We start from the raw sequence: 16,011 nt of genomic DNA, 5'->3' as shown, positions 1-16,011 counted from the left end.
CGACCGCCCGGGCCCGAGATGCGGCCCGCGGGCCCCCCCGCCGGGGTCGTCTCGGCCACGCGGCCGTGGAACTCCTACGGGGCGATGATAAAGGAAGCCCCCCGCCCGGCCCTCCCCACCCTCCCCTCCCGCGGCGGCGGCGCGGCCCCGAATGTCGGGCGGGCCGGAAGCCAGCAGGGAGCGGCGGTGCTGGCCGCCATGGCTTTCAGCGTCTTTAAAGACCTGGAACCCGCCGATCTCGGCACAGACGCTGCGCCCTTGCGCCCATTGCGGGTTCGCCCCCGCCCGGTGCAGGTGAGTCGCCCCGCCCGTCGGGTCGTCGAGCAGACCGGCCACCGCGCGGCGGGCGATCCGCTGGGCGGCGGCGAAGACCGGGTCCGCGGCGGTCACCGACAGCAGCCCCAGCCGTCCCGGCGCGTCCGGGCCCCAGCAGGGAAACTGTCCCGGCAGCCGGCAGACGGCGACCACGTCATTCCCCCACCACCATCCTCCCTGGTCGCGCGCCCGGCCGACGCGGTTCATCACGACCGCCGCCACCGCCTCCATGGCCCGCACGGACTCACCACGCGCCTCCCCCCACAGGGTGCGGGCGAGCGTGTCGACGGCTTGGCCGGGCGCATCGGCTGACAGCCCCTGCGGCGCGGCCATCGATCCGGGCTCCGGCTTCAGGACACGCGCCCTCATCGGCGGCCCCCATCGCCGTAGGGCGGGGCAAACGGCGCGCAGCCGTTTTCCAGCTTGGTCTCGATGCGCAGCAGATGGTCGGTCAGCCGCCGCTCCACATCCTTCAGCGTCGCGACCGAGACGTAGGTCTTGGCGACCTCCAGCTTGTAGGCGGCCAGGCTCTCGCGGACCTGCGCCTGGGCGGTCTCGGCGCGCGCCCTCACCGTTTCCAGCGCGGACTCGGCGTCGCGGCGCAGCCGGGCGATCAGCCAGAACAGCCCGCCCATGACCGGCAGCTCGACCGCCGTGATCCACCAGGACAGGTCGATGGACTCCTGCATCTCCGTTCTCCAAGGAAAAAGGCAAAAGAAAAGGCCGCCTCCGGTCAGGGAAGGCGGCCCGTCGGAACACGGGACTTTGCGGTCAGCGATCACACATCCCATTCCTTCACCGGGACCGGCGAGGCCGCGGCGCGCCAATCCGGATTTCGCCCCGGCGCCGGCTGGGGGTCGAAGCGGAACGGCTCGCAGGACAGCGCGCCGGCCACCGCGTCCAGCCCGTCGTCGCGGCCCGTGTAGCGCCCGTCCGGCGACCATTCGCGCATCTCGCGGATGAAGGGCGTCTCCCACACCGTTGCGTGGGCGAGCAGCCGGCGGTCGGCCAGCAGCGCGTCGAACGCCTCGCGGATGCGCAGCGCCTTGGCGCGGCGGCTGGCCTCCTCGACCACGGCGGCGCCGACCTTCTGCGTGCGCAGCGCCTTGCGCAGCAGGCCGGGCAGGAAGCGCCCGATGCCGTTGATCTCCACATGCACCGCCGGCAGGTGATGCCGCTCCAGGAAGCGGGCGACCTGGAGGCACTGCTGCTCCGCCTCGGTGTCCGGATCGCCGGGGTCCACGGACAGGTAGAGCACGCGGTGCAGGTAGAAGCGCCCGTCCGCCCCGCCGAACACCGCGGCGACGACGCTGGAATCGCCGGGCTTGCCGCCCTCCGCCGCCGGACGGGCGAAGGCCGGGTCCCACCAGCAGGAGGCCGAAGCCATGCGCAGGCCGTTCAGCGTCAGCACCGCCCGCCCCGCCGACTCCCGGTACTCCAGTTCGCCGTCGTAGCGGCTCTGGAGGGAACCATAAACCTCAAACGAGGACCGTTGAAATCATTGAGAAATTTGGATTATCGAGAACCATAAAGCTCATTACGGGAACCATAAGCTTGTACCGCAGGGCGCTTTAGGAACCATAAAACTGTTCGCGCTTTGCAGACGCGGATCAGGAGGTGTGAGCTTGGAGGGAACAGCCACGAAACGCTCTCACTGAGCGTCGATTCGTCCGTTGCGCTCCCTCGAATGATTGGGGAGCATGGCGCCGCCGCACCCCGGAGCCTCCATGCACCACGACACGCTGCTCTGCCTCGACATCGAGACGATGTGCCCGACCGCCAGATCCTCCCGGCGGACTGGCCGGCGGAGAAGTTCCCGCCGCCGCACTGCCGCCAGATCGTGGCGATCAGCTTCGTCAAGGCGGCGACCTCGACTACGACGAAGAGCGGCTGATCCGCGGTTTCTGGAAGCATATTGCCAAGACGTTGCCGCGCGTCGTCACCTGGAACGGGCGCGGCTTCGATCTGCCGGTGCTGCGTCTGCGCGCCATGGTCTACGGCGTGCCGGTGCCGGCGTGGTTCCAAACCGGCGACAAATGGAACGGCTACACCCAGCGCTACCAGCCCGATTTCAACTGCGACCTCATGGAGCAGGTCGCCGACTACGGCGCCTCACCGCGCATCGGCCTGCAGGACATCGCCGACCTGATCGGCCTGCCGGGCAAAATCGGCGGGCACGGCAGCGAGGTGGCCGACATGATGGCGCGCGGCGAGCTGGAGAAGGTGCGGGCCTACTGCGAGTCGGACGTGCTGACCCTGTACGCCGCTTACGTCCGCTGGGCGCTGCTCACCGGGCGCACCGACCCGGCCGGGCACAACGCCAGCGTCGACAGCCTCGTGGAGTGCCTGGCCCACCAGCGGGCAACCCGCCCCCACCTGGGCGTCTTCCTCGACCGGTGGCAGGCCTCGAAGCGGCCGGCGCCGATGCATGTCCCATTGCCTCGCCCCACACTGGCTTCGGAGTCGCCGCACCTTGCTAGCGAACACGTTCTCTGATGAACGCAAAGCTCATCTGTGCTGCCTCAGCCGAGCATCTCAGCGAAACCGACAACGGGACGCATGCTCACCGAGAGGACTCGCTCATGCGGAAACCGAGGGATGCCATTCGTGCCTGCATTGCCGGTTCGACGTTGTCCTCTTTCTTCGACAGCCCCCTCGCTCCCGCCAACGTAACCCTCCCGATTCGCAGCATCGCTAGGGCCGCAGTCTGAAAGGGCATGCGATCAAGCAGCGGATGCCCGACCCGCTCGACGCCGCCCAGACGCCCGACCAAGTACCGGTCGGCGACGAGGTCCGACGGCTCGAGGGAAACCGATCCTTGGTCGGCCAGGTCACACCCACAACGGCAGAACCGAGGAGAGGCCTGTCCTCGCGCGAGCTGGACGCCGCACGCGGGACAGGCATCAATCAGCAACAGGCCGTGTAGCGGACAGGATGTTACGGCCGCCAAGCCCCACCAAGTTCTCCGGTGCGGCCGGCACGCCATCGGTCCGGCGCAATCCTCGAGATCGACTCGCAGGCAGTCGGGACAGATCCGACCAGCACCGCAAGATACGCGATTGAAAACTCTTGCGCTGATCAACTCGGCGCCGATGAACATAGCGCCGTTCTCGTCCACACACAGCGTCGATGCGCGAATGCGGGTTTCGGGGACGCTACTGAGAAGCGCGAGTTCAACCAAGCGGCGTCCGTTTTCGATCTCATGCACGAGGTTGGGGATTCCGACTGCCATCTCAGAAATGAACTCTCTGGTCGATGTGTGGCCGTGCCGTACCGCCAAGCGTCCAAGGAGCCCGTACGCAGGCTCAAAGGGTGCTGGCCTCACTCTCAACGCCAACCTGCCTAGAGCGCTGAAGCCTCTGATCGGTTTGTCCATCGAAGGTCAACTCCCGCGAGCCCTTCCGACACGGCCCCCCGGTTTGCGGCGCAGTATCTGTCAGCGGCTTGCCGCCAAAGATCGTGTACGCGCTTGACCAGCTGCAGGCTCACACCATCCAATCATCCGCTTTTGGACGCGTGGAGGAGAACGGCGTCAGGATCGGGTAAAGGGGGTAAAGGGCTGGCGCCCCTTCGCCTTGAGTTTGGTCTTGCGCGAGCCGCCTTTGCCGGAGTTCATTACTGTCACTCCCGACAGGCGGTCAGCGGCCACCCGCGACTCGGCCCATAGTTCCTTCAACCGGGCTTCGTCGCACAGGAAAGGATTGCTGTCGCGTGTTGCCTCGGCGGCCTTTGTCGCTTCTTCGGCCTCATCGAGAATGGTATCGAAGTCCAATACCTCGTCCTGATCGTAGGTCCGGTTCCAACTCGAATGGACGTCGGCCATCAATTCCAAGCTGAGCGATGGAAGGTTGTGTTCTTTGGCCAGGGAAAGGGCTTCGCTCGCATACTTCCACACGATGCCGATCTCCCCGCCGGTGGCGACGTACCATCGCCGAGCGACGTCGTGCCCTGCTAAGCCGGATGGTTCGGGCAAATCGAGCATTCTCTCGACCGTCCCCAGAATGCTGCAAAACGCAATGCGCCCTTGCTTGGTTGTCCAGTTGTATGGCCTTAACACCATCGCAGGCTGCAAACGCCGACAAAGCTGTCCATAGCGAGTAATTTTTAGGAGTTCCGGTAGACCAGTGATGACGATTTGCCTATTTGTCCGATTGAGAAGCGATTTTATGAATTCAGAGACGTCCTCGGTCGCGTCGTCGTCCTTTTCATGAACGAAGTGGTGTCCTTCATCAATAAATATCATTGATGTGCCCATTTCGTCGGCGTAGAATTCAATTTTCTCGATGATGTCGCTGGTATTCCAATGCTCACGCGCCTTGTAGCCAAAGGCACCCAAAAGAGCAGCCACGAGTGCGCGCTGGGTTGTTTTCTTCGCCGCTTCTACATAAACGATCCGACGAATATCGCCATCGCGCAAGGCCTTGACCTTTGCAGCATCCATGGCTCCAGGGGTATTTCCTGAGCAGACACTCTCGAGCGTAAGATCGGGATAATCCCGCATATAATCCTCAAGAGCCGTCGTTTTGCCTGACCCTGTCGCTCCGATAACAAGCAGAGCTCTGGCTTTGAGCCGTTTGCCACCCGGCGGTTTGTAACGGGCGTGAAGTCGACCAATGGCCGCTTTCGCTTGGACATGATTGGGATGCGGCACCACCAGGGATTCGAAATTGAGGATGGGATCCGCCAAGTTCGCCATGACGCCGGCTGGTTGACCACCGGCGCCCACGCTCACTTCATCTTGCTCGCCCATTGCTCCACCATTCTTTCGATTTCGTCGTCGAAGTTTTGCCTTGCCGGACTTCGGGGAGACGATGCCGGCGTGGATGCGGCGCTCGCGGATGGCACCGCGTGGGCCAGGGCCTTTGCCTTCAGGTCGGGTGCCGACGGTTGAGAGGATTCAGTGTCCAGGGGCGGCGGCAGTTGCGGGTCTGCCGTTATCGCCCCATTGAGCAGAGGGGTGAATGGCTGACCATTTGCCTCGTAACGGGCGGCCTTGGCCGCGGTTGCCGTTGCTGTACCATTTTCGAAAAGAGTCCGCACGGTTTCCTGTGCCAGGGTCTTTGCGTTTTCAAGATCCTTTACGGTGATCGGCGTTCCCGGCGGGAGATTGTGTTTTGCAATCAGCTTATGGACGTTATGCTGGTACTTGGAAACGTTCCGCGAAATTGCAGGGTCCGTACAGGGCAGCACGTACCACCGGCCGACATCGTCGTCGAAGATCCAAATTTCTCCATAATCATAAGGATCAACGCGGATGATCCACTTTTTTTTGAGACCTCCCCGACGCGCCTTGAGTTCCTCGAGCACCTTCGGATCAGAGTAGAGCAGGCCCTTGTAATGGACGCCAACGTTCGATATTGGTTTTTCTATGACTTCTCCGGTCATGCGGATGATGTGATCGAAGTCGGGAATTGGACGGACCGGATAGAGTTCCGTAAGCTGCCGCCACTTTTCTATAGGGCGGCACTTGATGGTGGGATGGACTGCCTCGTGGTATTCATCCACAATCCATTTTAGTATTTTGTGATTGACTTCGGCTAGGGTAAGCCGCGCACGAGCAACAGGATCATAAAAGTCCTTCGTCCGCGAGAGGATCGTGCCTTCTTCATGGCTAAACACCTGAACGCTGATGCTACCAAACAGTCGCTCAATTGCTCCTTTCAGCCAAGGCGTCTTCCTGGGCAAGTTGAAGACGGCAAAATTCAGCATGGCTTCCGTCAAGCGCAGGCTTTTCGACCGAAGTTCCTTGCCGTTGTCGCAGAAGACCCACTCGGGTATGCCATGACAGGGCCAGTCGTGTTCGAGGCCTTCGATTCCAGTAAGATCTTTTTTCCAAAAGGCATGCGCCAACGCACGCTGGAGGGACGCGTAGGATGGCACCTCAAAGCTCAAATGTGCTCCAAGGATGACGCGTGTCGCACGATCAAGGATGATGGTGAGCCATGGCCGCCCAAGAGGGCGCCCAGTGAGCGGATGAACGGCGATGAGATCGATCAAACAATGGTCAACTTCGACCTCTTCGAGTGGTCGCTCTGGTGGCGTTGTGCGCTCGAAAATACCGTACTTCAGGTAGGCAGCCCGCCGACCATAACGCTTTTCAAACTCCGCCCTCTCCGTATAGTTCCTATCGATAAAAACACGAAAAGAACGAAAGCTCACGCATGGAACATTTTTTTCTGCACAAATCTCCTCATATTTGCTGTAAGCGAAATTTTTCCTCTTACGCGGCATGCGCATATAATAGTCTTCGATGGCAACGCGCATAATTTTATAGGTGTCGAGCGCGTCATCCCATCGACGAGGATACCGCGCTTGGCGGTTTCCCCGCAGGTGACGATGCGGGATCAGAAGGCGTATGTCGCGCCCGTATTGACTCCAAAGGACGTACCACGCTCGGATGGTGTAGGGGTTCGGCTTCTGCAAGGGCGGCGTGCGGACGGGTTGAGCATCGGAACGTCGTGGCTTTCTTCTGCGTCGTAGGACCGCATCCTCGGCGGCCCGCCTAATCGCAAATTCAGTATCTTCCGCCTTCCACTCCTCACAATGAGCGGTGTAAACGGCCTCGGCAGCTGCGGCGTAGGCTTCCATTCGAACTGGATATGCGTCGATAAGGGCGTCGACTTTGGCCACATAGACGGTCCGCCGCTCTGCGTGCCGCCTTACCTCCTCCGGCCAATAGTCCCAAGTTTTCTCGAGAATATCTGCTATGTTCTTCGGCAATCCTTGAACGTTGCATGGGAAATGGATGAGCCGACGCGCCCCGTAGGCGTTATCAATCTCGTCGTCGCTCCAGGTCCGCGGGTCAGACCCATTGAAAGGTCTGAGCAAATAGCCCCCGCGCTTGCGTCCAACGATACCCCACAGCTCTGTACCGCCGGTAGCGTTACGGAATGCAAGCGTATCGCCAGGCTGGAACTTGAGCGGAATGGCGGCCATGCATGCCCTCCGATAAACGAATGGGTCAACGCGACGCTACACCCTATTTTTGCTATTTCTGATCATATATCTTACCATGTAATTGCAGACGCCCCCAGGAACCCATCTTCATTTCTTGATCAAATACTTACCAAAAGTAACATTTTCTATTTCGGAAATGCGCCGGCGATTGGATTGACCGACTTGAAGAGCTGTTTCGATCCACGCTCCTGCGAAGCCCTGACGACAAGTTCATCAGCCATATGCTGCTGCATCCGGTGTTTCGATCCACGCTCCCGCGTAAGGAGCAACGAAATCTGATGGGCGTTGTACCAGGGCTCGCGCCGATTTCGATCCACGCTCCCGCGTAAGGAGCAACTGTCTTCTGTTAAGGGGTTGCTGGATAAGGCCAATAAGCCATCAGTTGCGCGAGCCGTTTGCGACCGGCACGGCAAGTTTGGAAATGCCCGCAACCCACAATGAAAATCCATTGGCACACAATGCTTATACCTGTTGTCTACGAACCCATCCACCTTGCGTGTGCGCTTCGGGTTCGCGCAGTTGCACGCCGCGACAACTCTGCATCGCCGGACAGCCCAATCAGAACCTATCGAGGATCGTAATTCCGGTCGGCAGGGCCGTATGATCCACGCTGATCGCGTAGTCCTCGAAACGACGGGCTGGCGCCAGACGGTGCAAGTCAGCGCTCGTCAGGTCATAGGAAGCCCCTTCGAAATGGCGTTTAACGGTGACGCGCCGGAACAATGTCGAGGCCGGCGCATTCCCAAGTGCGCTGTCGTGGCGGAACAAAATCAATCGACGGCTGGCCATTTCGCCGCGGTTGGCGGAGCGGTCATGATCGAACATGTGTTCGAGCGCCGTCCACAGCATCTCCAAATCATCGTCGTCAAACCCACTCCCTTCGGCTTTTCGTGGCCTGTTCCCCGGAGCGGTTCGCTCAGCCAGTTTGGCCGAAATGAAACCATGGACGCGGTACAAGGCGTATGGAACGATGTACTTCCGCCCCATGGTCCGGTTTTCACGACGATCATTTCCAACCGCTGCGTCTTCGACCGCCGCAAGATCCTTCGCCTCCTTTTCCGTCGTGGCGGCCATGCGCGTCAACGTGATCTCCAGAGGCAGGATCGGTTCCAGTGATTGGGCAAAGGACAACTGCACCGGCCCACGGACCTGACCGCAGTTGACACCGGTGCTCATCACCGCGCCGAACGTCCGCACATCGAAAAAGTTGTCGCACATGAAACGGCGGATCGCGGCTTCCTCGTCGTCGTCCTTAGGCGACAATCGGGCTGCCGTCGTCACCGCGTCGTTGCCAGGACGCACCGCCTTGTAAGCCGTGCGATGCTTCTGGTTGAGAATGGCACCGTCCTGCACGTAAATGCCAAAACGTGGATCGCCGTCATGGACAAGATTGACATAGTTACGGACTTTGCGTTTGAGGCAGACGTCGGTGACGAGCCCTAGATTGGTTTCCGGGTCTTGACGCGGCAGGTTGCCAGCGTCCGGATCGCCGTTGGGGTTGCCATTCGTCACATCGAACAGAAGGACAAACTCGTAGCGGTTGGTGATGGGAGACATGACTTTACCCCTCGTCGGTGGGCAGATCGGGTACAGCGATGTCCGCTTTAGCGGCATCACGCGTGGGCTTTCGCGCGCAGCGCTGATGGTAGTAGCCAACGAGAAAACGGCCCTGGCTTTCCGCGTGCAGATGGCGCGGCAGGGTCATGTCCAAGCCGGCCATAACCTCATTCATTTCGCGTTCGAACCAAATGGCCAGACCACCTGTGCCACTCTTTCGGCGCAGCACCGCCAAATGGTAGGAGGTGTTGCGCAGCAGCAGCGGGAAGATGCTGGCCGGCGTTGCCGAGGCGGCTCCCAAATAGCGGTCGCGGATGCTGGCGTTCACGCGCCCGAGCGCGGCGCGTTGAACATTGTCCAGAAGGGCGAACAGCCGCCCCAACCGGTAGGCGGGGTCTGCTTCCTGGCGGTCGAGGCTCACGGGAACCTCCATTCCTGTGGTGAAGGAGGGAGCAGCCTGCCTCCCGCCTCCGCAGTGGCGGACATCGCGCTGAAGAACAGCTCGGATGATTGCGGCACGTGGACCGGTGACCGGCTCACCCGCCCGCAGGCGCTGAAGCACCGCGGTCAGCAGAATGCGCGGATAGCGGCCGCCGGTGAGAATCGCGCGCATCATTTCACCGCCCAGCACCGGCGGAACGGTTTCGGGATCGCCCCGACGGGCCACGGGTTGAAGCAGAGCCAAGGGCGAGGGAGGCCGATGCCAGGCGCGCGGCTCGATCCGCAGATCCTCCCAATGCTCCGCCAAGCGGGCGAGCAGAACGTCCAACGTTGTCTCGTGCCACAGGCGCACCGCCAGACGGGGGCCATTCGGTGAAAGGCCGAGAATGTGGATCCGGGTGCCGGGGTCGAGGTCAGCGTCGATCCGCTCCAGCGCACGGCGGATATGGATCCCTTCGGGAAACCCGTCCCCTCCTTCCCACCCGCCCTCAAACGCTGCAGCATAAGCCGCGGGTGCTCGCGAGACTCCCAGCGCACAGGCAACCACCGCCTCGGCCTTGCGGGCAGACGTTTCGCCGCACACGGAAGCATCGGCCCAGAACACGGTCGTGGTGTCGCCGAACCGCATCTTGGTGCCGCTGTTGCGCGCCAACAGTGCGTTCAGAGCGGCGCCATAGCTCGACGCGGCGGCCTCCGAAACGGGGGCGTTGTCGCCCTGCTCCTTGCCATACGAGGCAAAGGCGTTGCGGTTGAACGAAACCAGCGAGGCTCCGGAAAGCCGTGCTCCCGCAACGCCCTTGATCAGGGGGTGTAGGCGTGCCACCGGCGCGATGCGCCCGGTGACCAGACACACCGCCGATGGCCGGCCACTTTCGCACACCTGCCGTTCCCACACGGCGCGCGCGGCTGGGCGATCGTGCACAAACCGAGCTTGACCGTCAGCGTCCACGTCTCCGTCGAGTTGAAAGACGAGGTTTCGGTCCAGGAGAGCCGACGCAAGCCGGTACTCTCCGAACCGACTCGGTGCCCAGGTGCGCATAAAGCGAAGCACAGCCAGCAGACCGGGATCGGCCGCATCGTCCAGCAGCCGTTCATGCGTCTCGCGGAAAGCGGCGGCATGGGCGGCGTAGATCGTGACCCCGGGCCGGGCCGGGCCGTTCCCAAGCCCCAGCACGAACTTGCTGTTGTCCCAGAGGAAGAATGCCCGCGGCGTCGTGCCTGAGCGTTTGGACGATCGCGGCACGGTCACTGCACGGCCGACCGGCTGGCGTCCAGTGTGGTCGCGCAGGTCGCGGCAGGAGTTCAGCCCTCCATCCGGAGAGAGCACAAGGGCGAAGGCGATGCTCTCCGTCGAAAAGCCAAAGGGGGCGACGCCGCCGCAGCGCTCAAGGCGTCCATAATGGGTGTTGAGCGCCGACAAAATCGTCATGCCCAAACCTCCGGCGACGAGCGCGGCGGCACCGTCAGAACACCATCACGCAGGACGGCATGGAAGATTAGCGAGGAGCGGCCGTTGCTGTGGTCGATGTCCTGCAGCATCGGACCGAGGTCCAAATTGCGCTGCTCGTCCGGCAGAGCGTGCACGGGCACTGGACCGTCCCAGAACTCGAAATCGGCGGGAAACTCGCGGGTCCCGAGGCAGGGCTGGTGGAAACACTGACCACGCCGCGCGCGGCGGGTGAACATCGTGAGGTGCGTGCCGACGGAGTCGTTGACACCGACTTCTTTGGTCAGGGTGACGTGCGCCTCAATCACGTAATCGACATCAACGAGGATGACGGCGGCACGTTGCTGCCGGCCCTGGTCAATGATTTGCCGCAGCTCTGTGATGTCTTTGCTTCGCATCGCGTGACGGACGGTGGCGACTGGAACCTTGTGACCGACCTCGTTGCGGCGAAGCGATTGGAAGCGGATGGGATTCAGCACGTGGATGCGGTCGATGCTCCAAACGATCGCTGGCGTCCAATGAATCGCCTCGAGAATACCGCGCGCAGCGGACGGCGTGATCACGCTATACGACACTCGCTCAACTTTGGTTTCAGGACGAGTGAAACAGGCTCTTGGCTGTGTCCCACCGAGTGGTGTCTGAGGCGTGAGGCCGGCCCGCCGGAGCGCTCCCCATAGCTGGCGCAGGCGGGCCGGCCGTTCGGGAGCGGGCGGTCACCGTGCTCTTCGGCTAAGTTGAGGTTGCTTGACGACCATCAACCGAGACGGAGTGACACGATGACCGAGGACAGGATCGCTCTTCAGGAGCTGATTGGGAAGAGTGCGGACGCCGACTTCCTACGCGAGATGGTCGGCTTCGCCGCTCAGCGCTTGATGGAACTGGAGGTCGAGAGTCTGTGCGGCGCCGGCTACGGCGAACGCAGCGATGAGCGCCAAAACAAGCGCAACGGCTACCGCGAGCGGCTCTGGGAGACGCGCGCCGGGGCCATTGACCTGCGCATCCCCAAGCTGCGGCGCGGCTCCTACTTCCCGGCCTTCCTGGAGCCGCGTCGCACGGCGGAGAAGGCGCTAATCGCGGTGATCCAGGAGGCCTACGTGCAGGGCATCTCAACGCGCAACGTCGATGAGCTGGTCAAGGCGATGGGCATGACCGGGATCTCCAAGAGCCAGGTCAGCCGCCTGTGCGCGGAGATCGACGAGCGGGTCCACGCCTTCCTGAACCGCCCGCTGGAGGGCGACTGGCCGTTCGTGTGGCTGGACGCGACCTACGTGAAAGTGCGCCAGGACGGCCGCATCGTCTCGCTGGCTGCGATACTCGCCATCGGCGTCAACACCGATGGCCGGCGCGAGGTGCTGGGGCTCGGCCTCGGGCTGTCGGAGGCCGAGACCTTCTGGAGCGACTTCCTGCGCTCGCTCACCCGCCGGGGGCTGCGCGGGGTGAAGCTGGTGATCGCCGACGCGCATCTCGGGCTGAAGGCCGCCGCCGCCAAGGTGCTGGGCGCGACACTCCAACGCTGTCGCGTTCATTGCATGCGGAATCTGCTGGCCTGCGTCGGCAAGGCGCACCAGACGATGGTCGCGGCCACCATCCGCACCGCCTTTGCCCAGGAGACCGCCGAGGCGGCGCACGAGCAGTGGCGCCGCGTGGCCGACAGCCTGCGGCCGCGGTTCTCCAAGCTGGCGGCGCTGATGGACGAGGCGGAGTTCGACGTGCTGGCCTACATGGCCTACCCGAAGGACCTGCGCACCAAGCTGCACTCCACCAATCCGCTGGAACGCCTGAACGGTGAGATCAAGCGGCGCACCAACGTCGTCGGCATCTTCCCTGGGGACGGCGCGGTTGTGCGCCTCGTTGGCGCCTTGCTCTTGGAGCAACACGATGAGTGGGCGGTATGCCGGCGCTACATGACCATGGAAAGCCTGACCGAGCTGTGCCACCCTGACGCCACTGACCCGCTGTCCATCGCAGCGGAGTAGACCGGCGGCCTCGACCCGCCGATGAGCACACAAGCCCCCTCAGACACCACGCCCCGGGGCGCGATCAGGCTCTTGGGCCTGATACCCGTAGCTTGATGCCGTAGGACATGACGGTGAGCCCATCGATGAATGCGCCACCAATTGAAGCAATGAATCTTCATTATGAGAAGTCTTCATTAGAGCTCATCACAAAGCACATGATCCGTCCAATCTTTAAAGTTTCCAATTTCGTAAAATGATTTCGTGGCCGGCACGTTCTCAATGAATTTCGGGCGGATCCGATATTTTTTACATCAGAAAAGCATCCGATCAAAGAAATGCCCAATACCAATTTATCTCCATTTAATACGCTCTTGATGCTTCGCAGATCCATTGCAGGCAGCTCGGAGGTTCAAAAATCAGGAGTTCGAGCCCCACCGGCACGTTGGCAGGGGCAAGCTGACCTAAGACCGGAAAGTTCCTCCAGGAATGGGTAGAGTCCGTCACCGAGAGGAGACGAACTGATGAGACGCAGCCGGTTCAGCAAGGAGCAGATCATCGGCATCCTGCAGGAAAGGAGGCCGAGCAGAAGACGGTGGACGTGTGCCGCCGACACAGGATCTGCGAGGCGACTTTCTACACCTATCGTTACAGTTGCGCCTTGCGCTTATGGGTTTCGTTAGCGAGAGCCTGATGACATCGTCTCCAGGTCGACCATGCGATGACGGTAGCTGGCTCGATTGCCCGCTGGGTTAGGCGGTCGGCGACACGACGGATCTCCTGCATCGACCAGCGGACCATGGGCGGGGCTCTTTCCTTGCGGTTTTTGGGGTTCTCCAGGCGACTGATGGTCGGCTGCGAGCAAAGGTCGCCTCCGCTCTCGGGAAGTCGGCCCACCGCCATCTTGAAGGCGGGATCGCTGCGCAGGGCGTCGCAGTCATTGGCATCCGGGTAGCCGGCGGCGATCAGCAGGGCGCAGAAGCAGATCATCTCCGCCAGCGTGTGCTGGACGCGCTCGGGAGCGCGCGGGTCCTCAATGCAGCGCACCAGACGCTCGCAGATCCCGAGCCGCCGATCGATCTCGGCCAGCAGCAGGACGCCGGCGTCGGAGGTGAGACGGCCGCCATCGAAGGCGGCGTGAACCGGCTTGCCGGCAACCGGTGACAAGCCGGGCAGAACCCCGGTACTCTCGGCCATGGCGGGCGTGAACTCCGTTGATCCCTGGCGAGACTGTTTCAGCACCAGAATCATACACGAATTCAGCGGCTTATCCTTGCGCCCGCCGCCCCAGCTTCAGCCCTTGTGAATTATCCGGGTTAACTCATACAGATTGCTCACACGACACTGAACAGGTGCGCCGCGCGGGAAGACGCTATGCCACCCGTCCTCTTTTGCGTTCACCCAAGTATGAGTACCAGACGGATGAAAATAGCCGAGCCCAAAGCAGCAGGACAAATATTCCTGGGTACCACGTCGCTCTGAAGAGGGTTGCGGGAATAGAGAGGCGGAAACCATCGAGTTCGTCCGGGGGAGCGAAGTCTGGAAGGAAGAAGGAGCTGGGATGCATTACATCATAGGCAACCTTAACTCTGGCCTGCCTTAGACCGTTAAATCCAACATACTTCGTCAGTTCGGGCATATTGGCGGTGGTCCCATGCAAAGTAACGTTGACCAGCTCAGACGAGCCGCGCGGCTGAAAGCTAAGAAGCCATCGATCAGAGCCTCCTCGGACTGTGTTCATCTTGTATTCAACGACTCCAGTCGTTAACTCGCCTCGTTCACGGATGAGAGCAAGCCTTTCGCGGCTACGTTGAAGCTCCCGTTCCGGAAGCCATGTCAGATCGGATATTATCATCAATCCGGCGGCAGCCGGTGCAAGCAGCCAAAGGATCCTCTTCTGCCACCAATCTACATCTGGCGCTGGAGGTACCGAAAAGAAGAGAGGATTGATTTGAATGCGCTTCCCTTGATTCCGAACAGAAACAGCCGGGAGGGAGCCAATCACTGACGCCGCCAGCGTTGCCACTTTCTGGTCACTCCAGTAATTGGTATGTGCGGTTATAAAAATGCGATGGTACTGTTTTGTACAAACATCTTGTATAACCGCGTCGCCCGCACACGTCTCAAGTCTGGTACCAATAGGATCGAGAGGACGATAGACATTAACCCACGCGCGGATCGCACCAGCATTTATAAGTGCACGCGCTATATCACCGGGCGGCGGGCATTGCCCTGGAAAAAAACGTGAAAAAAAGCGTCTTAGCGGCGAACCCATCGTAATTAACACGATTTCATTAGAGCGGCCACAAGGATTGTCTTCTCGTAAGAGTGAGTTCACTGCAATTACCGAACCGAGGCTGTGGCCAACAATGAAGATCCGGCGTCCATCGGAAGACGCCCCAAGCTCATGATTCAATATTTTGTCAAGCTCACGTGCAAGAACGTCATGAAGTCTCTCGCGGTATGCGGAAGATCCTGCATATCTGACAATATCAGCGACCACTTTTAGCAGAGGTGCAAAAAAAAATGAAAACAGTAAGGCGAGAAAGGTGAAGACCGCACCTGGTCCCAACCAATAAATGAGAGGCGCCATATCTTCTATCTGTGCATCAGCGATGTGTTTTGGTGCTACGAATACAAAGACCAGCGCGATACATCCGCCCATGGCTAGGATAAAAAGCCCATACGATATTACAGGAATAGTAAACGGAAGGTACACCATAAATAGTATGGGGCGAGCTATTACTAGAAACGATCTCCTGGCCCATGGCGCTGGAGCACCTGACATAAACAAGAGGCAAAAGCCTGCGAAGACCATGGCGACGAAAAACTCTAACCATATAATAGTGGCCGCGGACAATATATTTACGCCATACTCATAGTCATAGAGCATGATGAGTGGCATTATCATCAGGCCGATCAGCAGCATAGATCCAAGCATATCTAAGCTGCGAGCCGTTATGCGCTCTGCCAGTGTTTCTTCTTTTTGAGATGCGGCGTGCATCGATCCTCGAAATCCAGCCATTACTCTCGCAAGATATGCTAGAGAAGTGCGGGACTCTATCTTTGTTTTCTGCCTATTTGGTGATCCTGCCAGTTGATGCCAATGAAACTCATGAATATTCTCTGGTTTCACACTGAAATTACGTAAAACCGGTTCTGCAAGAAGCTTTATTGAGCCTCTAGTTGCACTTCCTACTCCATGGATGAGGATAACAACATTACTGCTCTTATAGACATGGTCCTTGCTCCCCATACCACATGCCTCATTTTTCGACTGCTTTGCAGTATGTGTGTCAGCTTTTGTAACGAAATAAAGCGTCATGCCTGTCGTGAGCG

Annotated in this window: 14 protein-coding genes; 3 read left to right on the top strand and 11 right to left on the bottom strand. The window is 60.6% G+C overall.

The genetic code is table 11. The features are described from left to right. The 3 genes from GBZ26_RS05250 to GBZ26_RS05240 form a co-directional block, all read right to left on the bottom strand. Positions 1-684 (bottom strand): cell wall hydrolase (locus GBZ26_RS05250; protein WP_247884766.1); only part of this gene is annotated, 684 nt, incomplete at its 3' end. Continuing rightward, the gene (locus tag GBZ26_RS05245; protein ID WP_145677420.1) at positions 681-1,004 is read right to left on the bottom strand and encodes a hypothetical protein; all 324 of its coding nucleotides are present in this window, start codon (positions 1,002-1,004) and stop codon (positions 681-683) included. The genes GBZ26_RS05245 and GBZ26_RS05250, both read right to left, overlap by 4 nt. Before the next feature lie 89 nt (positions 1,005-1,093). Next, positions 1,094-1,726 (bottom strand): hypothetical protein, encoded by a 633-nt coding sequence (locus GBZ26_RS05240; RefSeq protein WP_174437925.1) that lies wholly within the window; start codon positions 1,724-1,726, stop codon positions 1,094-1,096. A 357-nt stretch (positions 1,727-2,083) separates the two neighbouring features. Between GBZ26_RS05240 and GBZ26_RS30585 the strand changes: the two genes are divergently transcribed. Beyond that, positions 2,084-2,209: a hypothetical protein gene (locus GBZ26_RS30585; protein ID WP_281427422.1), complete on the top strand. Its 126-nt coding sequence runs from the start codon at positions 2,084-2,086 to the stop codon at positions 2,207-2,209. Beyond that, positions 2,206-2,811 carry a 3'-5' exonuclease gene (locus GBZ26_RS05235; RefSeq protein WP_246653773.1) on the top strand — a complete coding sequence of 202 codons (606 nt, stop codon included), beginning with the start codon at positions 2,206-2,208 and terminating at the stop codon, positions 2,809-2,811. Before GBZ26_RS30585 ends, GBZ26_RS05235 begins: the two co-directional genes overlap by 4 nt. Before the next feature lie 67 nt (positions 2,812-2,878). On the opposite strand, the gene GBZ26_RS30955 is transcribed toward GBZ26_RS05235, so the two are convergent. From GBZ26_RS30955 to cas5c, 6 genes are all read right to left on the bottom strand, one after another. After that, entirely contained in the window at positions 2,879-3,691 is an 813-nt protein-coding gene (locus GBZ26_RS30955; RefSeq protein ID WP_174437924.1) for a TniQ family protein, read from the bottom strand. 156 nt (positions 3,692-3,847) lie between these two features. After that, positions 3,848-5,065: a TniB family NTP-binding protein gene (locus GBZ26_RS05225; protein WP_174437923.1), complete on the bottom strand. Its 1,218-nt coding sequence runs from the start codon at positions 5,063-5,065 to the stop codon at positions 3,848-3,850. Beyond that, entirely contained in the window at positions 5,044-7,251 is a 2,208-nt protein-coding gene (locus GBZ26_RS05220) for a DDE-type integrase/transposase/recombinase (RefSeq protein WP_174437922.1), read from the bottom strand. Before GBZ26_RS05220 ends, GBZ26_RS05225 begins: the two co-directional genes overlap by 22 nt. A 579-nt stretch (positions 7,252-7,830) precedes the next feature. Beyond that, positions 7,831-8,829 (bottom strand): type I-C CRISPR-associated protein Cas7/Csd2, encoded by a 999-nt coding sequence (cas7c, locus tag GBZ26_RS05215; protein WP_174437921.1) that lies wholly within the window; start codon positions 8,827-8,829, stop codon positions 7,831-7,833. Between the two features lie 4 nt (positions 8,830-8,833). Beyond that, on the bottom strand, positions 8,834-10,699 hold the full coding sequence (cas8c, locus tag GBZ26_RS05210; protein ID WP_174437920.1) for a type I-C CRISPR-associated protein Cas8c/Csd1: 1,866 nt from the start codon (positions 10,697-10,699) through the stop codon (positions 8,834-8,836). After that, a complete protein-coding gene (cas5c, locus tag GBZ26_RS05205; RefSeq protein WP_174437926.1) occupies positions 10,696-11,403 on the bottom strand; it encodes a type I-C CRISPR-associated protein Cas5c in 708 nt (235 codons plus the stop codon). Before cas5c ends, cas8c begins: the two co-directional genes overlap by 4 nt. Before the next feature lie 90 nt (positions 11,404-11,493). Here cas5c and GBZ26_RS05200 point away from each other — a divergent pair, with 90 nt between their 5' ends. Further along, complete coding sequence (locus GBZ26_RS05200; RefSeq protein WP_174437919.1) at positions 11,494-12,693, top strand: IS256 family transposase; 1,200 nt, start codon at positions 11,494-11,496, stop codon at positions 12,691-12,693. Positions 12,694-13,320: 627 nt separating this feature from the next. On the opposite strand, the gene GBZ26_RS30125 is transcribed toward GBZ26_RS05200, so the two are convergent. Next, a complete protein-coding gene (locus GBZ26_RS30125; RefSeq protein WP_281427456.1) occupies positions 13,321-13,869 on the bottom strand; it encodes a transposase in 549 nt (182 codons plus the stop codon). 175 nt (positions 13,870-14,044) lie between these two features. After that, positions 14,045-15,997 carry a hypothetical protein gene (locus GBZ26_RS05190; RefSeq protein WP_174437917.1) on the bottom strand — a complete coding sequence of 651 codons (1,953 nt, stop codon included), beginning with the start codon at positions 15,995-15,997 and terminating at the stop codon, positions 14,045-14,047. Positions 15,998-16,011 lie beyond the last annotated feature (14 nt).

Source organism: Azospirillum formosense (assembly GCF_013340925.1).
Taxonomy (GTDB): domain Bacteria; phylum Pseudomonadota; class Alphaproteobacteria; order Azospirillales; family Azospirillaceae; genus Azospirillum; species Azospirillum formosense.
This window is presented reverse-complemented; position numbering and strand designations above follow the sequence as displayed.